This window comes from Burkholderia lata (genome assembly GCF_902499335.1).
GTDB classification, from domain to species: Bacteria; Pseudomonadota; Gammaproteobacteria; order Burkholderiales; family Burkholderiaceae; genus Burkholderia; species Burkholderia lata_B.
Genome location: NZ_CABVQK010000005.1, coordinates 484,413 through 502,419, shown reverse-complemented (window position 1 = coordinate 502,419; position 18,007 = coordinate 484,413). Strand labels below are relative to the sequence as shown.

17 protein-coding genes are annotated in these 18,007 nt (G+C 69.7%); 14 read left to right on the top strand and 3 right to left on the bottom strand.

Going from position 1 to position 18,007, the window contains the following annotated elements:
* Positions 1 to 15 precede the first annotated feature (15 nt).
* From BCO18175_RS15340 to BCO18175_RS15300, 9 genes are all read left to right on the top strand, one after another.
* The gene (locus BCO18175_RS15340; protein ID WP_174982096.1) at positions 16 to 1,281 is read left to right on the top strand and encodes an ATP-grasp domain-containing protein; all 1,266 of its coding nucleotides are present in this window, start codon (positions 16 to 18) and stop codon (positions 1,279 to 1,281) included.
* 13 nt (positions 1,282 to 1,294) lie between these two features.
* On the top strand, positions 1,295 to 2,890 hold the full coding sequence (locus tag BCO18175_RS15335; protein ID WP_174982094.1) for a methionine--tRNA ligase: 1,596 nt from the start codon (positions 1,295 to 1,297) through the stop codon (positions 2,888 to 2,890).
* Complete coding sequence (locus BCO18175_RS15330; protein WP_174982092.1) at positions 2,887 to 4,068, top strand: CaiB/BaiF CoA transferase family protein; 1,182 nt, start codon at positions 2,887 to 2,889, stop codon at positions 4,066 to 4,068. The genes BCO18175_RS15335 and BCO18175_RS15330 overlap by 4 nt, the downstream gene beginning before the upstream one ends.
* Complete coding sequence (locus BCO18175_RS15325; RefSeq protein ID WP_174982090.1) at positions 4,055 to 4,405, top strand: cupin domain-containing protein; 351 nt, start codon at positions 4,055 to 4,057, stop codon at positions 4,403 to 4,405. The genes BCO18175_RS15330 and BCO18175_RS15325 overlap by 14 nt, the downstream gene beginning before the upstream one ends.
* A complete protein-coding gene (locus BCO18175_RS15320; protein ID WP_174982088.1) occupies positions 4,395 to 5,564 on the top strand; it encodes an NAD(P)/FAD-dependent oxidoreductase in 1,170 nt (389 codons plus the stop codon). Before BCO18175_RS15325 ends, BCO18175_RS15320 begins: the two co-directional genes overlap by 11 nt.
* Positions 5,516 to 6,439, top strand: a complete 924-nt coding sequence (locus tag BCO18175_RS15315) for an AEC family transporter (RefSeq protein WP_174972642.1) — start codon at positions 5,516 to 5,518, stop codon at positions 6,437 to 6,439. Before BCO18175_RS15320 ends, BCO18175_RS15315 begins: the two co-directional genes overlap by 49 nt.
* A 67-nt stretch (positions 6,440 to 6,506) precedes the next feature.
* The gene (locus BCO18175_RS15310; protein WP_174982086.1) at positions 6,507 to 7,418 is read left to right on the top strand and encodes an amidohydrolase family protein; all 912 of its coding nucleotides are present in this window, start codon (positions 6,507 to 6,509) and stop codon (positions 7,416 to 7,418) included.
* A 155-nt stretch (positions 7,419 to 7,573) separates the two neighbouring features.
* Positions 7,574 to 7,861, top strand: a complete 288-nt coding sequence (locus BCO18175_RS15305; protein ID WP_174982085.1) for a DUF1330 domain-containing protein — start codon at positions 7,574 to 7,576, stop codon at positions 7,859 to 7,861.
* A 58-nt stretch (positions 7,862 to 7,919) separates the two neighbouring features.
* A complete protein-coding gene (locus BCO18175_RS15300) occupies positions 7,920 to 8,381 on the top strand; it encodes a hypothetical protein (RefSeq protein WP_174982083.1) in 462 nt (153 codons plus the stop codon).
* A 145-nt stretch (positions 8,382 to 8,526) separates the two neighbouring features.
* On the opposite strand, the gene BCO18175_RS15295 is transcribed toward BCO18175_RS15300, so the two are convergent.
* From BCO18175_RS15295 to BCO18175_RS15285, 3 genes are all read right to left on the bottom strand, one after another.
* On the bottom strand, positions 8,527 to 10,227 hold the full coding sequence (locus BCO18175_RS15295; RefSeq protein WP_174982081.1) for a dihydroxyacetone kinase family protein: 1,701 nt from the start codon (positions 10,225 to 10,227) through the stop codon (positions 8,527 to 8,529).
* Positions 10,228 to 10,474: 247 nt separating this feature from the next.
* Entirely contained in the window at positions 10,475 to 11,575 is a 1,101-nt protein-coding gene (locus tag BCO18175_RS15290; protein WP_174982079.1) for a sigma-54 interaction domain-containing protein, read from the bottom strand.
* The gene (locus tag BCO18175_RS15285) at positions 11,572 to 12,804 is read right to left on the bottom strand and encodes an acyl-CoA dehydrogenase family protein (protein WP_368040717.1); all 1,233 of its coding nucleotides are present in this window, start codon (positions 12,802 to 12,804) and stop codon (positions 11,572 to 11,574) included. Before BCO18175_RS15285 ends, BCO18175_RS15290 begins: the two co-directional genes overlap by 4 nt.
* Before the next feature lie 18 nt (positions 12,805 to 12,822).
* Between BCO18175_RS15285 and BCO18175_RS15280 the strand changes: the two genes are divergently transcribed.
* The 5 genes from BCO18175_RS15280 (at position 12,823) to BCO18175_RS15260 (ending at position 17,997) form a co-directional block, all read left to right on the top strand.
* A complete protein-coding gene (locus BCO18175_RS15280) occupies positions 12,823 to 13,374 on the top strand; it encodes a hypothetical protein (protein ID WP_174982077.1) in 552 nt (183 codons plus the stop codon).
* Positions 13,375 to 13,420: 46 nt separating this feature from the next.
* The gene (msuE, locus tag BCO18175_RS15275; protein ID WP_174982075.1) at positions 13,421 to 13,981 is read left to right on the top strand and encodes an FMN reductase; all 561 of its coding nucleotides are present in this window, start codon (positions 13,421 to 13,423) and stop codon (positions 13,979 to 13,981) included.
* A 36-nt stretch (positions 13,982 to 14,017) separates the two neighbouring features.
* On the top strand, positions 14,018 to 15,121 hold the full coding sequence (gene sfnG / locus BCO18175_RS15270) for a dimethylsulfone monooxygenase SfnG (RefSeq protein ID WP_174982073.1): 1,104 nt from the start codon (positions 14,018 to 14,020) through the stop codon (positions 15,119 to 15,121).
* A 174-nt stretch (positions 15,122 to 15,295) separates the two neighbouring features.
* Positions 15,296 to 16,525, top strand: a complete 1,230-nt coding sequence (locus BCO18175_RS15265; RefSeq protein WP_174982071.1) for an SfnB family sulfur acquisition oxidoreductase — start codon at positions 15,296 to 15,298, stop codon at positions 16,523 to 16,525.
* A gap of 23 nt (positions 16,526 to 16,548) precedes the next feature.
* Entirely contained in the window at positions 16,549 to 17,997 is a 1,449-nt protein-coding gene (locus tag BCO18175_RS15260) for an APC family permease (protein WP_174982069.1), read from the top strand.
* The last annotated feature ends 10 nt before the right edge of the window (positions 17,998 to 18,007 follow it).

Sequence of the window (18,007 nt, the reverse complement as noted above, 5' to 3'; positions counted from 1 at the left end):
CAGGAGCACACCGCCATGACCCATGCACCGGCCATGCTGTATCTCGACACGCGCGCGCTTCCGGGCGAGCGGATCGCCGAAATCGACGCGGCGCGCAGCCTCGGGCTCGACCTGTATGTGGCGACGCCGACGCCGGACGCGTTTCGCTCGTTCGGATGCGCCGGCATCATTCCGACACGGCTCGGCGATTACGACGCCGCCGAGCGGACCATTCTCGACTACCTGCGCGAACATCGCGTCGAGCTGTCCGGCGTCGTCGCGTGGAAGGACCTCGAAGTCGTGCTGGCGAGCCGGCTGTCGCATCGGCTCGGGCTGCGCGGCACGGCGCCGGCCGCCGCGCTCAACGTGCGCGACAAGGCCGCGACCCGCCGCGTGCTGGACGCCGTGCCGAACGCGAACCCGCGCTACGCGGTGGTCAGCAGCGAAGCCGAGTTCACCGCTGCGCTGAAGCGGATCGGCGCGCCCGCGCTGCTGAAGCCGGCCGGCAACTCGGGCAGCCGCGGCATCTTTCCGGTCGACGCGCACGACGATCCCGCCGAGGTCTATCGCGCATTTCGCGCATACAACTCGCCGGAAAAGGGCGAGATGTTCAGCCTGTACGGCGATCATGCGCTGCTCGAGGAACGGCTGACGGGCAGCGAGCACTCGGTGTCCGGCGCCGTCGCGCACGGCCGCGTCGCGATCAACGCGATCATCGACAAGACCTTCGACCGGTCGATCCCGATCCAGTACGAGAACGTGACGCCGTCGCTGCTGCCGGCCGGCACGCAGGCGGCCATTCGCGACATGGTGCGCGCGGGCGTCGCGGCAACCGGCATCGACTGGTGCGGCTTTCATGCGGACGTGATGGTGACGCGCGACGGGCCGAAGATTCTCGAGATCGGCGGGCGGCTCGGCGGCGAGTTCATCAACTCGCACCTGATCCCGTACAGCGTCGCGGGCTTTTCGCCGTATCGCACGGTGCTCGATCTCGCGCGCGGCGCGATCGACGGCCCGCTCGACGACCGGCTCGGCACCGCGTCGACGCGCGCGGGCCAGCGCATCGTGATGCCGCCCGGGCTCGGCCGCATCGCCCGCGTCGAAGGGTTCGAGCGACTGTGGCGCCGGCCGGAACTGCGTTTCCTGCAGGTCGTCGCCGGCAAGGGCGCGCAAATGGCGCTGCCGAAGGACGTGTTCAAGGCGTACGAGATCGCGTACCTGATCGCGCAGTGCGAGCTCGACCGCGACATCGTGGCGCTGCTGCGCGAGCTCGCGGCCGACGTGACCGTCACGCTGGACTGACCCGGAGACCATCATGCCGATCGACACGATCCGCGACCCGCGCCACTACCTGCTGGTGCCCGCGATGCCGGCGCCGAACGGGCGCCTGCACCTGGGGCATATCGCGGGCCCGTACCTGCGGCTCGACATGCTCGCGCGCCACCTGCGCAGCCGCGGCGAATGCGCGCGCATCGCGTGCGCAAGCGACCCGTACGATTCCTACATCCCGCTGCGCGCCGGGCAGGCCGGCGTCGAAGCGGCGGCGCTCGCGCGGCAGAGCTGCGCGGGCATCGTCGACGATCTCGCCGACATGAACATCGACGTCGACCTGTTCGTCGATCCGCTCGGCGACGCGCATCACGACGCGTACCTCGCCGCGCACGACGGGCTCGTCGCGCGGCTTGCCGCGCAGCGACGCGTATCGCCGGTGCGCGAACGCCTGCCGTATTCGGCCGCGCGCGACTGCTACGTGACCGGCAGTTTCCTGCTCGGCCGCTGCCCGCAGTGCGCGCGCGACGTCTCGGGATTCTTCTGCGAGGACTGCGGCGCGCATTTCCAGCCGGAGGATGTCCGTGAACCGTCGGCGCGCTGGGGCGAGACGCTTGCGATGCGCGAACAGGACAACCTGTTCTTCGACATCGCGGATCCCGCCGCGCTGGTCGCGCAACTGGCGGGCACCGAGACCGCACCGGTATTCGTCGATATCGCGCGCCGCCATCTCGAACGCGACGGCGCGCGCTTTCGCGTGACGAGCCATGCCGGCTGGGGGCTACCGTACGTGCTGGACGGCGAGGCGCGCACGCTGTTCGGTCATGGCCTGCTGTTCGGCGCGATCCGCTTCGTCGGCGATCTCTATGCGCGCAAGCACGGGCTGCATGCGAACCCGTTCGATCGCGACTCGGACGTGATCACCGTGAACGGATTCGGGATCGACAACTGCGTGTCGCACCTGGTCGGGATCCAGGCGATGGCGATGGCCGACGGCGTGTCGAAGCCGTTCGACCGCTTCGTGATCAACCACTTCTATACGCTGGAAGGGCGCAAGTTCTCGACGAGCCTGCGCTGGGCGATCTGGGTCGAGGATCTCGCGGCTCGCACGCGCGTGCCGGCCGACGCGGTGCGCTTCTTCGTCGCGTCGACCAATCCGGTCGACGCGCGCACCGACTTCGATCGCGATGCGTTCTGCCGGTTCGTGAACGGGCCGTATGCGACTGTACAGCGGCATGTGGCCGAGGCGATCGGCGGGCCGCTCGCGGCGCGCGCGCCGGCCGACGAAACGGCGCGGGCGGCCGAGGCGGCGTGGCGCGATGCGCAGCGCGCGATGGATTTCGCGACGTTCGACCCGACGGCGCTGGCCCGGGTCGTCGAGCGCTGGAGTGCGCGCTTCGACGGCGCGCGCGCGGCCGGCGACCTGTACGGCTGGACGAAGGGCTTCGCGCTGCTTGCGTATCCGCTGATGCCGGCGCTCGCGCGGACCGCGTGGCGCGCGCTCGGGTTGCGCGGCGAACCGAACGCCGGCGACTTCGCACGGCTGTCGTCGCCGGTCGTCACGCCGCTGGCGAGCTTCGACCCGGTCACGCCCGGGGAGCTGGCGGCCGTGCTGCCGTCCGGCATGCGGGAGGTCGCATGATGGAAGGCGCACTCGAAGGGCTCGTGATCGTCGACCTGACGCGCGTGCTGGCCGGCCCGTTCTGCACGATGCTGCTGGCCGACCACGGTGCGCGCGTCATCAAGGTCGAGCGCCCGTCGACCGGCGACGACGCACGCGCATACGGCCCGTGGTACGGCGGCAAGTCTGCGTACTTCGCATCGCTCAATCGCGGCAAGGAGAGCATCGCGCTCGACCTGAAGGACCCGGCCGACCGCCGCGTGCTCGACGCGCTGCTCGAGAAGGCGGACGTCGTCACCGAAAACTTCCGGCCCGGCACGATGGCGCGCATCGGCTACGGCTGGGACACGTTGCATGCGCGCTTTCCGCGCCTGATCTACGGCAGCGCGTCGGGGTTCGGCCATACGGGGCCGTTTCGGGATCACCGTGCGTACGACATGATCGTCCAGGGGCTCGGCGGGATCATGAGCGTGACCGGCGAGCCCGGGCGCATGCCCGTGCGGGTCGGGCCGTCGATCGGCGACCTCGCGGCCGGCCTGTTCCTGACGACCGGGCTGCTGATGGCGCTCGTGCGGCGCGGCCGGACCGGGCAGGGCTCGAAAGTCGACATCGGCATGTTCGACTGCCAGCTCGCGCTGATGGAGTATTTCATCGGCCGCTATTTCGCGACCGGTGAAGTCACCGGGCCGGTCGGCAGCTATCGGCCGGCGATCGCGCCGCCGTTCGGCGTCTATCGCGCGGCGGACGGCCCGCTCATCATCGCGGCCGGCAACGACAAGCTGTTCCGGCTGCTGTGCGATGCGCTCGGCGTGCCGGCGCTCGCCGCCGATCCGCGCTTCGCCGGCGGCGAGGCGCGCAAGGATCACGAGGCCGAGCTCGAACGCACGCTCAACGGCCTGCTGGCGGCGCACGGCGTCGAGCACTGGTGCGAGCGGTTCGCGCGCGCGGGGCTGCCGGCCGGCCCGATCAACCGCGTCGACCAGGCGGTCGTCCATCCGCAGACGGCCGCACGCAACATGCTGATCGACGTCGATGATCCGGATGTCGGCCCGTACCGGCTCGTGGGGACGCCGATCAAGATCTCGGGCTGCCCCGATCCGGCTACCCGCCGGGCCGCGCCGGCGCTCGATCGCGACCGCGACGCGATTCTCGCGGAACTGGGCCTGGTCGGGGAGGAGGTGCACGATGAGCGCGCGTAAGTTTCCGCACGTCGGCGCATTGCCGCCGGAGTCGCATGTACCGGGCGTCGTGCTGCGCCAGGCCGATTTCGCCGGGCTCGGCGAAGGCGAGATTCCGTTTCGCGGCGGCCTGTTCACGGTCGAGCCGAATTGCACGTCGCGGCTGGACGTCCACGCGGTGCGCGAATGCTGGATGATCGCGCAGGGCAGCGGCCGGCTGACCTACGACGGCGAGCCCGTGCGCGTGCGCGCCGGCGACGTGCTGTATTTCGAATCGCACCGGTCGCACCAGGTGCACAACGACGGCGCGACGCCGCTCGTGATCAGCACCGTCTGGTGGCAAGCCGATGCGGGTTGATCTCGCGATCGTCGGCGCGGGCGTGACGGGCGCGACGATCGCGCACGTGGCGGCGCGGCATGCGGGCGCGCTGCGCATCGCCGTGTTCGATGCGCGGCCGGTCGTGCAGACCGCCACCGCGCTGTCGGCCGGCGTCGTCACGCCGTTCAGCGGCACCGGCGAGCGTCGTGCGCGATCGCTGGTCGCGAACACGTATTACGGTGCATGGGCGCGGGCCGGATGCTGCGTGCGTGACGCGCCGTTCGCGTTCGTTGCGGCCGCATCCGACGCTGGCGGCCCGTTGTTCGCGACGCCGGTGCCGGCCGATACGCCGGGTGCCGGCGATGCGCTGCTCGGCGCGTTGCCCGCCGGCACGCGACTATGGCGCGCCGGCCGTGCATGGCTGGTCGACGTGCCGCGGCTGGTCGCGCACTACCTGACGGGCCCGCGCGCGGTCGAGCGTTTCGACGCACCGGTCACGCACGTGTCGCGCAATGCCGGCGGCTGGACCCTCGTGGCCAACGGCGTGACGCTGCATGCCGACCGGCTCGTCCGCGCGAGCGGCCCGTGGCCGGCGGTCGACGGCGAAGCAGGCGACGACGCGCGCGGCGAAGCGCGACCGGACATCGTCACGAAGAAGATCGTCGCGTTCGATGTCGACGGGCGCGCATTGCCGCCGGCGCCGGACTCGCCGGTTGTCTACCTGCCGGACGCACAGGCGTTTCTCGCGCCGGTGCACGCGCGGCGCGGCTGGCTGCTGAGCATCACGTCGCACGCGTGGGGGTGTGCCGCCGGCGCGCGCGTCGGGCCGAGCGCCGACGAGCGCGCACTGGCGCACGGGCTGCTCGCGCGTCATTTCCCGGGCCTGCGCGACGCGCATCTCGCCGCGCGCGTGGCCGTGGACGGCTACACGGCCGACCGCAATCCGCGGGTCACGCCGATCGGCCGCAACGGCTGCGCGGTGGCGGGCGCGTCGGGTTCCGGCGTGCGCTTTGCGCCGGCGCTCGCGTATGAAGCGCTCGCCGCCGTCGGGTTGCCGTTCGATCCCGATCCGGACACGACCGCGCCCGAGCCGTCGCTTCGCGAGCGCACCGATTCACCTGTTGCTTCCTTTACCGAACCTGTTCAGCCATGCACACCGAACTCGCCTGGGTTGCCGTCGCACCCGCCTTCGCACTGATCTGTATCGGCATTGCGGTGCGTCGCATCGCGCTCGTCGATGCGGCGTTCTGGCCGTCAGCCGAGAAACTGACCCACTACGTGCTGTTTCCCGCGTTCCTCGTGCATTCGATCGGGCTGGCCGGGCCGCTCGACGCGTCGTCGAAGTCGACGATCGTGCTGCTGACGGGCCTCACGCTCGCGGTGCTGGCTGCCGTCGTGCTCGGCTGCCGGCTGTGCGCGGTGCCGCATGCGTCGTTCACGTCGATCGTCCAGGGCTCGATCCGCTTCAACAGCTACATCTTCCTGTCGGTCGCGTCGGGGTTGCTGAACCGTGCGGACTACGGGATCGCGGCGGTGGTCGTCGCGTACATGGTCGCGATCTCGAACACGCTCGTGCTGCTGTCGTTCGAGCACGGCCAGGCCGGCGGGCGCGGGCTCGTGGGGATCGTCGGCAAGGTGGCGGCGAACCCGCTGATCGTCGCGAGCGCGTTCGGGATCGTGCTGAACCTGACCGGCTGGCGGCTGCCCGCCGCGCTGGACCAGACCGTCGACGTGCTCGGCGGCGCCGCGTTGCCGTTGAGCCTGATCTGCGTCGGCGCCGCGCTGCGGCTGCCGTTGCCCCGCAAGGAAGCGGCGCTCGTGCGTGCGGGGCTCGTGACCACCGCGATCCGGCTGGTCGGGTTTCCGCTGCTCGCGCTGACCGCGACGAAGGCGTTCGCGGTGTCGCCGCTGTCCGGGAACCTGATCCTGCTCTATTCGGTGCTGCCGTGCGCGAGCAACTCGTACGTGCTGTCCACGCAGTACGGCGGCAACCACCGGCTGATGGCATTCGTCGTCGCGCTGTCGACGGTGCTGTCGTTCGTTCCGATATTCATCGTCGCGCGTGCGATGTAGGCTGACACGCCGCGACGCAGCCGGCGTGGCCGGCCGTGCACCATCAACAACAAGACAGGAGACACCCATGATTTCGAGGCGCTCGTTCAATCGCGCACTCGCCGGACTCGCGATGGCCGAGGTGCTCGGCGGATGCGCCGGCACGGGCTCCGGCAGGCGCGCGATCACCGGCGTCGACGCGCACGCGCACGTGTTCCTGAAATCGCTGCCGCTCGTGCCGGGCCATCGCTACACGATCGCGTACGACGCGTCGCTCGACCAGTACCTCGCGATGCTCGACCGGCACGGCATGTCGAACGGCGTGCTGATCCAGCCGAGCTTTCTCGGCACCGACAACCGCTATCTGCTCGCCGCGCTGCGCGCGCAGCCCGCGCGCCTGCGCGGCATCGTCGTGATCGACCCCGCGCGCGATGCCGAGCAGGTCGCCGCATGGACGCCGCTCGGCGTGCGCGGCATCCGGCTGAACCTGATCGGCGAACGCGATCCGGATTTCGCGGGCGCGGCGTGGCGCGCGCTGTTGCCGCTGCTGCGGCGGCACGGCTGGCAGGTCGAGCTGCATGCGGAGGCCGCGCGCCTACCGGTGCTGATGCCGCCGCTGCTCGACGCGGGCGTCGACGTTTCGCTCGACCATTTCGGGCGGCCCGACCCGCGGCTTGGCATCGACGATCCGGGCTTCCGCTATCTGCTGACGACGGCGGCGAGCAGGCACGTGTGGGTCAAGGTGTCGGGCGCGTACCGGAACGACCGCGCCGACCGCTGGCAGGCGTCCGGCCTGACGGCGATGCATGCGGTGCGCGAAGCGTTCGGTACTGAGCGGCTGCTGTGGGGCAGCGACTGGCCGCATGTCGGATACGAGGGCGCGGTCGACGACGGGCTCGCATACCGGTACATGGAGAGCTTGCTGCCGGACGAGGCCGGGCGCCGGCAGGTGCTGGTCGATACGCCGGCGGCGCTGTACCGGTTCGATGCGAAGGGGTGAGCGGGCAGGGGCAACGCGTTTCGCGGAACCCCTGTAATCTGCACACTGCCCGCGCCGCCATGAGTGCGGTTGCGGCTTGCACGGCTGACGCGGTGATTCGAACGGCACCGCGCGCGTCCGGCCCCCATCCACGCATCGCATCAGGAGCACGCATCTTGGCCACCTACATCGTGTTTACACGGGAAAGCATGCAGGACCCGCAGGAATTCGACCTCTACCAGAGCAAGGTCGGCGCAACGCTGGCCGGGCATCCGGTCAAGGTGCTCGCGGCCTACGGGCCGCAGGAAACGCTCGAGGGCGAAGGCCCGGAAGGCGTCGTGATCGTCGAGTTCCCGTCGAAGGAAGCCGCGCACGCGTGGTATCACGGCCCCGAATACCAGGCCGTCGCGCAGCACCGGTTCAAGGGCGCGCGCTATCGCGCCGTGCTGGTCGAAGGCGTCTGAGCGACCTGAATCCGGCGCGTCCGGTGTCGCGCTGCGACGCCGGAAGCCCGGCCCGCCCATGAACACATCGACTCCCGCCGCCGCGCCCGTTCGCCCGCCGATGGGCCGCGCCACGACCGCGCTGCTCGCGATCAGCGTGGCGCTTTATCTGGTCGCCATGTTCACCGCGCCGTTCCGCACCGGCGCGCCCGTCCCGCATCCATGGGCCGACGGCTGGCAGGTGCTGTTGACGGGCTGGATGGGCGTGCTCGGCGGCATCTATGCATGGCTCGCGAATCCGCTCGTGTTCGCCGCGTGGCTGCTGACGGCGAAGCGCTACCGCGCCCAGGCGGTCGTGCTGGCCGTACTGGCGTTGCTGTTCGGGATGAGCTTCCTGTCGCAGCACCAGATCGCCGTGAACGAAGCGGGGGACGTCGAACCCGTGCATCTCGATGCGATCGGCTACTGGTGCTGGCTCGCGAGTTTCGGCGTGGCGTCGGTCGGCGCCGCGTTGTTGCCCGGGCGGACGAAGACGCGCTGATTGATTGCGGATGCCTCGATGCGGATGTCGACGGAGGTGAAGCCGCCCGGCATCGCAACGAGCCGCGGCATCGGCACGTGACGCGAAACGGCGTCTTGCGTGCCGATGCATCGAAGGCGCGACGTCGATGGCGCGCCTTCGACCTTCACCGGATGTGCGCCTGCAACGCGCGCAGCCAAAACGACACCGCCACCGCGCCGCCGTCCGGCGTGCCGATCGCACGTTCGCCGAGATAGCTCGCGCGCCCGGCGCGCGGCGTCATGTTCGCGGTTTCCTGCGCGCCATGCTCCGCCGCCGCGACGGCCGCCTCCCACGCGGCCGATGCATCCTTGTCGCCATCGAGCGCACGCTCGAATGCAGCGACGGCCGGCACGAGCGCATCGAGCATCGTCCGGTCGCCGGCGTGCGCGCCGCCCAGTTCGCTGATCGACTCCACCGCAGCGCGGAACGCCGCGGCCCAGTCGCGCGCCGACGGCTCGGCGCTGTCGGCCAGCCGGCGCGATGCGCGCAGCAGTGCGGTCGCATAGAACGGCCCCGAGCTGCCGGCGATCGCGCGGCGCAATGCGGCGCCGAGCGCCGCGAGTGCGCCGGCCGGCGTGCCGTATGCGGCTTCCGGCAGCGCGAGGATGGCTTCCGCGGCGCGCAGCATGCTCGCGCCGAGATCGCCGTCGCCGGCTGCCGCATCGAGATCCGTCAGCGTCTGCTCATGATCGATCAGCGTCTGCGCGACCGCGTGCAGCGCCGGCTGCAGGCGCGCGGCCCACGCGCGGCCGGCCGCATCGAGCGGCGGCAGCGGCGCCTCCTGCACGGCGGCCGAGGCCACACGGATCTGCGCATTCACGGCGCCGCCGCCCGGCCAGGCACGCGCCTGTGTCGGCGCGTCGAGCAGCACCGCGCGTTCGTCGTTCAGCCGCAGCACCGAAATCGAACAGCCGGGCATGTTCAGCGCCGACAGGAACGTGCCGGCCCACGCGCGCGCGACGACGATGCCGCGCCGGTGCAGGTTGTCGTATGCGGCGCGCAGCACGATCGCGAGTTCCATGTCCGGCGTCGCGCCGAGGCCGTTGACGAACAGCGCGACGCGCTCGCCACGGTCGAGCACGAGATCGGCGACGATGCTCGACAGCAGCGTGTCGACCAGTGCGTCGGCCGGCAGCGGCGCGCGGCGTTCGACGCCTTTCTCGCCGTGGATGCCGAGGCCGAGTTCGATCTCGTGATCGGCGAGGCTGAAGCCCGACTTGTCGGCGCCGGGGATCGTGCAGCCGTCGAGCGCGACGCCCATCGTGCCGAGTTCGGCCGCCGCGTCGCGCGCGATCGCCGCGACGCGGGCGAGCGGCAGCCCGCGTGCGGCGGCCGCGCCGGCGAGCTTATGGATCAGCACGGTGCCGGCGATCCCGCGCCGCTGGCCGCGCTCGACGCGGCCGCGCAGCGATACGTCGTCGGCGACGATGACCGTCTCGACCGGAATGCCTTCGGCGCGCGCGAGTTCGGCGGCGAGCCCGAAATTGAGCCGGTCGCCCGTGTAGTTCTTCACGATCAGCAATGCGCCGTTCGGGCCGGCGCTTGCGCGGATCGCGGCGAGCACGGCGTCGGTGGACGGCGACGTGAACACTTCGCCGCAGACGGCTGCGCTCAGCATCCCTTCGCCGACATAGCCACCGTGCGCGGGTTCGTGGCCGCTGCCGCCGCCGGAGAGGACGGCGACGGGGCGCTGCGCCGGCTCGGGCAGCGGCTGGCGGACGAGCACGTGCTCGTCGCCGAGGATCGCGACATGCGGCGATTGCCGCGCGATGCCTTCCAGCATTTCTCGCACGACATCGGACGGGCGGTTGACAAGCTTTTTCATGGCGACGGGTTCCGGACGGGTGAACGAGGCTCGGTCGGGCCCGCACGGGCGCCGGACGGCCTTGCGTGTTGCGGAGGATCGTGCGGGCGCGCTGTCGCCGGGTGCAGGCGGCCGTATGACGGACGACCGGATGCCGGAGGGGGAAGCGGCGCACGCTTCGCGCCACGATACATCAGGTTCGGACGTTGCGGCGCGGAACGCGGCGCGATCGCGCCGGAGCAAGGCGGCGGCGCGTTCCCATACGCGGCTACTTCATCGCCGCAATTTCCTTTGCGCGGATCAGCCGCGCGCGCAGCACGTTACGGCTGATGCCGAGCAGGCGCGCGGCCTGGATCTGGTTGCGGTGGCTGAATTCGAACGCGACACGCATCACGGTGTCCTCGATGCGTTCGAACAGGTTGCCGTGATCCTCGTCGAACAGGTCGCGCAGCGCGCGTTCGAGCGCGGCCTGTGCGCCGGCGGCCGGGTCGGGCTCCTGCTCTGGCATGCGTACGGCGGACGTCGGCACGCCCGACGATGCGATATGCAGGTCGGCCTCCTGCAGCGCGTCGTGGCGGCTCACGAGCAGCGCATGATGGATCACGTTTTCGAGTTCGCGGATATTGCCGGGCCAGCCGTGCGCCTCGAGCCGCCGTTCGGCGCGCGGGTCGATGCTGCGCGGCCCGTAGCCGAGGCGGCTCCGGTAGTCGTCGAAGAAGTGGCGCGCGAGCGGCAGGATGTCGCCCGGGCGCTCGCGCAGCGTCGGCACCGCGAGCTGTACGACGTTGAGCCGGTAGAACAGGTCGCCGCGAAACTGCCCGTTCGCGACGGCCTGCTGCAGATCCACGTTGGTCGCGGCGACCACGCGCACGTCGATCGGCACACCCGTGCGGGAGCCGAGGCGCACGACCTCACGCTCCTGCAGCACGCGCAGCAGCTTGACCTGCATCGACAGCGGCAGGTCGCCGATCTCGTCGAGAAACAGCGTGCCGCCGTTCGCGGCTTCGAACCAGCCGGGCTTCGCGCTGAACGCACCGGTAAACGCGCCTTTTTCGTGGCCGAACAGTTCGCTCTCGACGAGCGTTTCGGAGAAGGCACCGCAGTTCACCGCGATGAACGGCCCGTTGCTGCGGCGGCTGAGGCCGTGCACGTGCCGCGCGATCAGCTCCTTGCCGGTGCCGGTCTCGCCGACGATCAGCACGTTCGCATCGCTCGGCGCGACCAGGCGAATCCGTTCGAGCAGCGCGACCGAGCGCGGATCGACGAACACCTGCGCGCGGGCACGAATGGACGTCGCAAGCGCGGGCCGGTCGGGCAGCGTGAGGACGGGCGCGGCGTCGGGCCACGCATCGGAAGGGGAATGGTTCACGAGTAGAAGCCCGGCGTCGGATAGGTTCGCTTGAGCGCCCATTCGCCGATCTCGCGAATCTTGTACGCGAGCGGGTCGTGGAGCGTATGGGTGCGCAGGTTGCGCCAGTGCCGGTCGAGCCGCAGCGCGCCGTGCGTCGCGCGTGCACCGGCGACGTCGAACATGCGCGTGCAGAGATCGAGCCCGGTGCGCGCGGCCGACACCTTGGCCGCGGCCGTGGCGAGCGCGACCTGGCCGCGCTCCGCATGCGTGAGCGCCGCATCGCGCGACCATGCGGCATCGAGCCGGTCCGCCGCGCGGTCGGCGAGCACGCGCGCGGCTTCGAGCCCGACCCAGAATTCGCCGTACTGGCCGAGGATGTACGGATCGTCGCCGGTGCTCGCGACCTGCGCGCCGGGCCACGGCCGCGCTTCGTGCAGCGTGTAGTGCCGTGCGTCGTTGAACGCGGCTTCGGCGATGCCCAGATACACGTTCGTCAGCACGAGCTGCGCGACGAGCGGGCGCAGGCACGCGAACGGCGTCGACAGCGGGCCGGGGTCCGTCAGCAGTTCGTGATCCTCGACGCGCACTTTCTCGAACGTGACCGTGCCGCTGTCGGTCTGGCGCTGGCCGATGTTGTTCCAGTCGTCCGCGATCGAGATGCCGCTGCGCTGCGTCGGCACGGCGGCGATCAGGAACGCGCGCGTGTCGGCATCGTGCGCGGACGCGATCAGCATCTGCGAATCGAGCGCGCCCGAGCAAAAACTTTTCTGGCCGCTGAATTCGTGCCACGCGCCGCGCGAGCGGCTGATCGTGCGCTCGTCGAGCGGATTCAGCGCATTGCCCCAGAACCATTGCTGGCGCGCGGTGCGCTCGAACCACGATTCCCACTGCGCGGGCGCGCCGAACAGGCGCACGGTCGCGAGCATCAGGTGATGGAAGCCGAACACGTGCGCAAGAGAACTGTCGGCCGCCGCGAGCACGCGGACGACGTCGAGCGTCGTGCGCCAGCTCGCGCCGAGGCCGCCGTAGGCGGACGGGATGCTCAGCGCGAGCAGGCCGCTGTCGCGCAGCTGGTCGCGTTCGGCCTTCGGCGTGCCGCCCTGCTGGTCGCGTTCGGCGGCGGTCCGCACGAAGCCGGCCGCGAGGCGTTCGGCGGTTTGCAGCGCGTCAGGCGGGACCGGTTCGTCGCGGGACGGCGCGACGACGCGCAGGCTTTCCGCGCGGGGCGATACGGAAATGGATGTCATGGCGATGAGTGCGTCGGGTTGCTGCACGAAAACGGTCAGGCCGCGGCAGGCGTTGCTGACTGGGTGCTGCGTGATCAGCAGAGTGTTCAACGTTTCGCGCAACGCGGGAAACATCGATTTCTGATAACCAATGCGGGATTGCTGCGCTGGACGCAGTTGCGCGCGGCGATGTCGCGCGGTGCGGCGATCCAAGGCACGCAACGTGACGACGCAACAGCCATGTCGACGCTACTGCAAGGATGCGACGTGCCGCACAGGCGCATGAATGCGGAATGTGGACGCCAATGCATGCCGAAGGACGCCGCACGCGTGCCGGAATCCGTGTCGAAGCGGAAAAGCGCGCCTGCGGCACACCGCGCTGCTGATCAAGCAGCAGCGCATCAGCAGCGTTGTTTCCCCGAGTTCATCGCGTTGCGGAATATGGTTGTGATGCCGTGGCTGGCACGCTTATCAACGCGCGGCGATCGTTGGGGATGCCACGACAGGCCGTCGATTGCGATGCATTTCGTCATGCAGACGATCGTTCTCCATTGCGATCATCGAAGTGGCACGCTCCTTGCTGACCCATGACGTGACGGGTGCGTCGGCACCCGACTCGACAATGGGAATGCAACCGATGAGCAATGCAATCAACGTGGTCGCGATATCGGGCGGCCTGCAACGGCCGTCGCGCACGCTGGCGCTGACCGACGCGATCGTCGCGGCGCTCGGCGCCGCGCTGCCGATCGATACGCGGCTGATCGAACTCGGCGAGATCGGCGGCCGGCTGGCCGGCGCGCTGACGCGCGCGCAGGTGCCGGCCGACCTCGACGCGCAGATCCGCGCGATCGAGACGGCCGATGCGCTCGTCGTCGCGAGCCCCGTGTATCGCGCGTCGTACACGGGCCTCTTCAAGCACCTGTTCGACCTCGTGCATCACGAAGCGCTGATCGACGTGCCCGTGCTGCTCGCAGCCACCGGCGGCAGCGAGCGTCATGCGCTCGTGATCGACCATCAGCTGCGCCCGCTGTTCAGCTTCTTCCAGGCCCGCACGTTGCCGATCGGCGTGTACGCGTCGGAAAGCGATTTCGACCAGTACCAGATCACGAACCCGGCGCTGCGCGCGCGCATCGCGCTCGCCGTCGATCGCGCGGTGCCGCAACTGCGCCCGCATGCGCTCTCCGTCGCGGCCGCGTAGGCCGCCTGCGTTTTCTTTCTCGACCAGGACATACTCATGAGCCACACCGACCCTACCGCCGACGGCGTCAAGTTCGCCTACTGGGTGCCGAACGTCAGCGGCGGCCTCGTCGTCAGCACGATCGAGCAGCGCACCGACTGGAGCCTCGAATACAACCAGCAGCTCGCGCGCACGGCCGAAGCGGCCGGCTTCGAGTACGCGCTGAGCCAGATCCGTTTCACGGCCGGCTACGGCGCCGAATACCAGCACGAGTCGGTGTCGTTCAGCCAGGCGCTGCTGCATGCGACGACGAAGCTCAAGGTGCTCGCCGCGATCCTGCCGGGGCCGTGGCATCCGGCCGTGGTCGCGAAGCAGCTCGCGACGATCGACCACATCTCGAACGGGCGCATCGCGATCAACGTCGTGAGCGGCTGGTTCAAGGGCGAATTCACCGCGATCGGCGAGCCGTGGCTCGAGCACGACGAACGCTATCGGCGCTCGAAGGAATTCATCCAGGCGCTGAAGGGCATCTGGACGCAGGACAACTTCACGTTCAAGGGCGACTTCTACCGCTTCAACGACTACACGCTGAGCCCGAAGCCGGTGCAGAAGCCGCATCCGGAGATCTTCCAGGGCGGCAGCTCGCGCGCGGCGCGCGACAACGCGGCGAGCGTGTCGGACTGGTACTTCACGAACGGCAATACGCCGGGGAACCTGAAGGCGCAGATCGACGACATCCGCGCGAAGGCGGCGGCGAACAACCATCGTGTGCGCATCGGCGTCAACGCGTTCGTGATCGCGCGCGATACCGAGGAGGAGGCGAAGGCCGTGCTCGACGACATCATCCGGCACGCGCACGTCGAGGCCGTGCATGCGTTCGGCGATGCGGTGAAGCAGGCCGGCAGCGCATCGCCGGAAGGCGAGGGCAACTGGGCCAAATCGACGTTCGAGGATCTCGTGCAGTACAACGACGGCTTCCGCACGAACCTGATCGGCACGCCGCAGCAGATCGCCGAACGCATCGTCGCGCTGAAGGCCATCGGCGTCGATCTCGTGCTCGCGGGGTTCCTGCATTTCATCGAGGAAGTCGAGTACTTCGGCAAGCGCGTGCTGCCGCTCGTGCGCGAACTCGAGGCGCAGCGGCAGGCGGTTGCCGCGTGACGCGCAGGCCGGTGCGCGGCGGGCGCTCACGCGTGTCGTGCGAAGGCCGATCGAAGGGGCGACACCGACGGTTCTCGCGGGTCAGCCCGGTTTGACGTTTCGGATATCGAAACAGGAGGTCGGCGGATGCTTCGCGGCATCGCCGGCCGGTTCATGAGCTTTGCCGGAATTGACATGTCTACGGAAATCATCGAAGCAAACGTACAACCGCAAGCGGGCGCCACGCCTGTTCCCGTCATCGGCTCGGATGCCGAGGCGCTCGACGTCGCGCATCAGGTCGCCGCACGGCTGGCCGAGCACGCCGCGTTGCGCGATCGCGAGCGGAAGCTGCCGTACGACGAGATCGAGCTGTTCTCGTCGAGCGGCCTGTGGGGCATCACCGTGCCGCGCGAATACGGCGGCGCGGAGGTGTCGAACGTGACGCTCGCGGAAGTGATCGCGATCGTTTCGGAGGCGGACCCGTCGGTCGGGCAGATCCCGCAGAACCATTTCTGCCTGATCGAGGATATCCACCTCGAAGGCAGCGATGCGCAGAAGCGCTTCTTCTTCGATCTCGTGCTGAAGGGAGCACGTTATGGGAATGCGTTTTCCGAAGCGGGCGGCAAGAACGTGCTCGACATCCAGACGCGCGTGCGCCGCGATGGCGACGCGTTCGTGCTGAGCGGCCGCAAGTTCTATTCGACCGGCACGCTGTTCGCGCACTGGATTCCGGTGCTCGCGCTCGACGAGTCGGACCAGGCCGTGCTCGCCTTCGTGCGGCAGGGTGCGCCGGGGCTGACCGTCGTGGATGACTGGAGCGGCTTCGGGCAGCGCACGACCGCGAGCGGCACGGTGATCGTCGAGAACGTGCGCGTGAGCCCATTCGAGATCTTCCACACGCAGCGTTCGTACGACCGTCCGACCTTCGCGGGCCCGTTCGCGCAGATCACGACCGCCGCGATCGATCTCGGGATCGCACGCGCTGCGCTGCAGGACACCATTGCATTCGTGCAGCAGCATGCTCGCCCGTGGATCGACAGCGGCGTCGAACGCGCGAGCGAGGATCCGCTGACGGTCGCGCAGATCGGCGACATCGCGTACCGCGTGCACGCGGCCGAGGCGCTGCTCGCGCGCTCGGGGCGCTTCGTCGACGCGGCGAAGCGAGAGCCGAGCGAGGAAACGGTCGCGCAGGCCGCGATCGCGGTCGGCGAGGCGAAGATCGCGACGACCGAGGTGTCGTTGCTTGCGGCGAGCAAGCTGTTCGAACTTGGCGGCAGCAAGTCGACGCTCGCGAAATACAACTTCGACCGCCACTGGCGCAATGCACGCGTGCATACGCTGCACGACCCGGTGCGCTGGAAGTATCACGCGATCGGCAACTACTACCTCAACGGCGTGAAGCCTGCGCGCCATTCCTGGAATTGACCCGCTCCTGACGAGGTGAATCGATGAGTCATCCAGCCAGCACCGCGCAGGCACTGCCTGCGCAACATGCCGCGCCGCAGGCAGGCGGCCTGCGGCGCAACTACCTGAGCCTGCCGGAACTGATCGCGCAGTCGATCGGCCTCGTCGGCGTGTCGGGCGGGATCGGCGTGCTGATCCCCGCCGTGTTCGCGACGGCCGGCAACGGCACGTGGCTCGCGTACCTGTTCGCGATCGTCGCGCTGCTGTTCGCGTCGTGGAGCATCTCGGTGTTCGCGCGCGACTCGGCGTCGCCGGGCGCGCTGTATGCGTACGTGTCGGCCGGCATTGGGCCGGTCTGGGGCGCGATCTGCGGCTGGTCGCTGCTGATCGCGTATGCGGTGGCCGCCGCGGGCATCCTGCAGGGGACGATCAACACGTTTCTCGTGCTGGGCCGCGAGACCGGGCTGCTCGGCAGCGCGACGCCGCTCGGCGCCGTGCTTGGGCTCACGGTCGTCACCGCGTTCGCCGCGTGGTACATCGCGTTTCGCGACATCCGGCTGTCCACGCGCTTCACGCTGTTCGTCGAGCTCGCGACACTGCTGCTGATCGCCGTCGTCGTGATCGGGACGATCGCGTTCGGCGGGCATCCGGTCGATCGCGCGCAACTGACGCTCGAAGGCGTGAAGCCGACGCAGCTGCAGCTCGGGATGGTGCTCGCATTCTTCAGCTTCACGGGGTTCGAGAGTGCGACCGTGCTCGGCGCCGAGGCGCGCGACCCGTTCCGCGCGATTCCGCGCGCGGTGCTGATCAGCGTCGTCGGGCCGGCGATCCTGTTCGTGATCGGCGCGTACGGGATGGTGAGCGCGTTCCACGGGCAGACGCCGCCGCTCGATCAGGTCGACGGCCCGCTCGCGGTGCTCGCGCATCGGCTCGGCGCCGGCTGGGTCGGCGTGCTGATCGACGCGGGCGTGGCGTTGAGCTTCTTCGCGGCGTTCTTCTCGTCGATCAATGCGGCGGCGCGGATCGTCTATACGTTCGGGCGGCAGGGCGTGCTGCATGCGTCGACGGGCCAAGCGCACGAGCGGAATGCGACGCCGCACGTCGCGGTGGCACTGATCGCGGTGCTCGCGCTGGCGACTGCACTGGTATTCACCGCGCGCGGCACCGCGCTGCTCGATTCGTACGGCTATCTCAGTTCGATCGCGACCTACGGCTGGCTGCTTGCATACGTGCTGGTGGCGATCGGCGCGCCGCTTTACCTGCGCCGCCAGCGCCGGCTGCGTGCGCGGCATGTGGCGATTAGCATCGTCGCGGTCGTGTTGCTCGCGATTCCGCTGGTTGGCAGCGTGTATCCGGTGCCGGCGGGCGTTTATGCGTGGCTGCCTTATGTGTTCGTCGCGCTGCTGGCGATCGGGCTCGGGTGGTTCCTGGTGCTGCGCGTCCGGTTTCCGGAACGGTTGCGCGAGCTGGAGGCCGAGCTGCTGACGAAGTGACCGGGTTGCG

Coding starts and splice junctions, on each gene's coding strand:
- BCO18175_RS15260 (WP_174982069.1), top strand. CDS start 16,549: ATGAGTCATCCAGCCAGCACCGCGCAGGCACTGCCTGCGCAACATGCC.
- BCO18175_RS15295 (WP_174982081.1), bottom strand. CDS start 10,227: ATGAAAAAGCTTGTCAACCGCCCGTCCGATGTCGTGCGAGAAATGCTG.
- BCO18175_RS15340 (WP_174982096.1), top strand. CDS start 16: ATGACCCATGCACCGGCCATGCTGTATCTCGACACGCGCGCGCTTCCG.
- BCO18175_RS15325 (WP_174982090.1), top strand. CDS start 4,055: ATGAGCGCGCGTAAGTTTCCGCACGTCGGCGCATTGCCGCCGGAGTCG.
- BCO18175_RS15320 (WP_174982088.1), top strand. CDS start 4,395: ATGCGGGTTGATCTCGCGATCGTCGGCGCGGGCGTGACGGGCGCGACG.
- BCO18175_RS15335 (WP_174982094.1), top strand. CDS start 1,295: ATGCCGATCGACACGATCCGCGACCCGCGCCACTACCTGCTGGTGCCC.
- BCO18175_RS15300 (WP_174982083.1), top strand. CDS start 7,920: ATGAACACATCGACTCCCGCCGCCGCGCCCGTTCGCCCGCCGATGGGC.
- BCO18175_RS15265 (WP_174982071.1), top strand. CDS start 15,296: ATGTCTACGGAAATCATCGAAGCAAACGTACAACCGCAAGCGGGCGCC.
- BCO18175_RS15310 (WP_174982086.1), top strand. CDS start 6,507: ATGATTTCGAGGCGCTCGTTCAATCGCGCACTCGCCGGACTCGCGATG.
- BCO18175_RS15315 (WP_174972642.1), top strand. CDS start 5,516: ATGCACACCGAACTCGCCTGGGTTGCCGTCGCACCCGCCTTCGCACTG.
- sfnG (WP_174982073.1), top strand. CDS start 14,018: ATGAGCCACACCGACCCTACCGCCGACGGCGTCAAGTTCGCCTACTGG.
- msuE (WP_174982075.1), top strand. CDS start 13,421: ATGAGCAATGCAATCAACGTGGTCGCGATATCGGGCGGCCTGCAACGG.
- BCO18175_RS15330 (WP_174982092.1), top strand. CDS start 2,887: ATGATGGAAGGCGCACTCGAAGGGCTCGTGATCGTCGACCTGACGCGC.
- BCO18175_RS15285 (WP_368040717.1), bottom strand. CDS start 12,804: ATGACATCCATTTCCGTATCGCCCCGCGCGGAAAGCCTGCGCGTCGTC.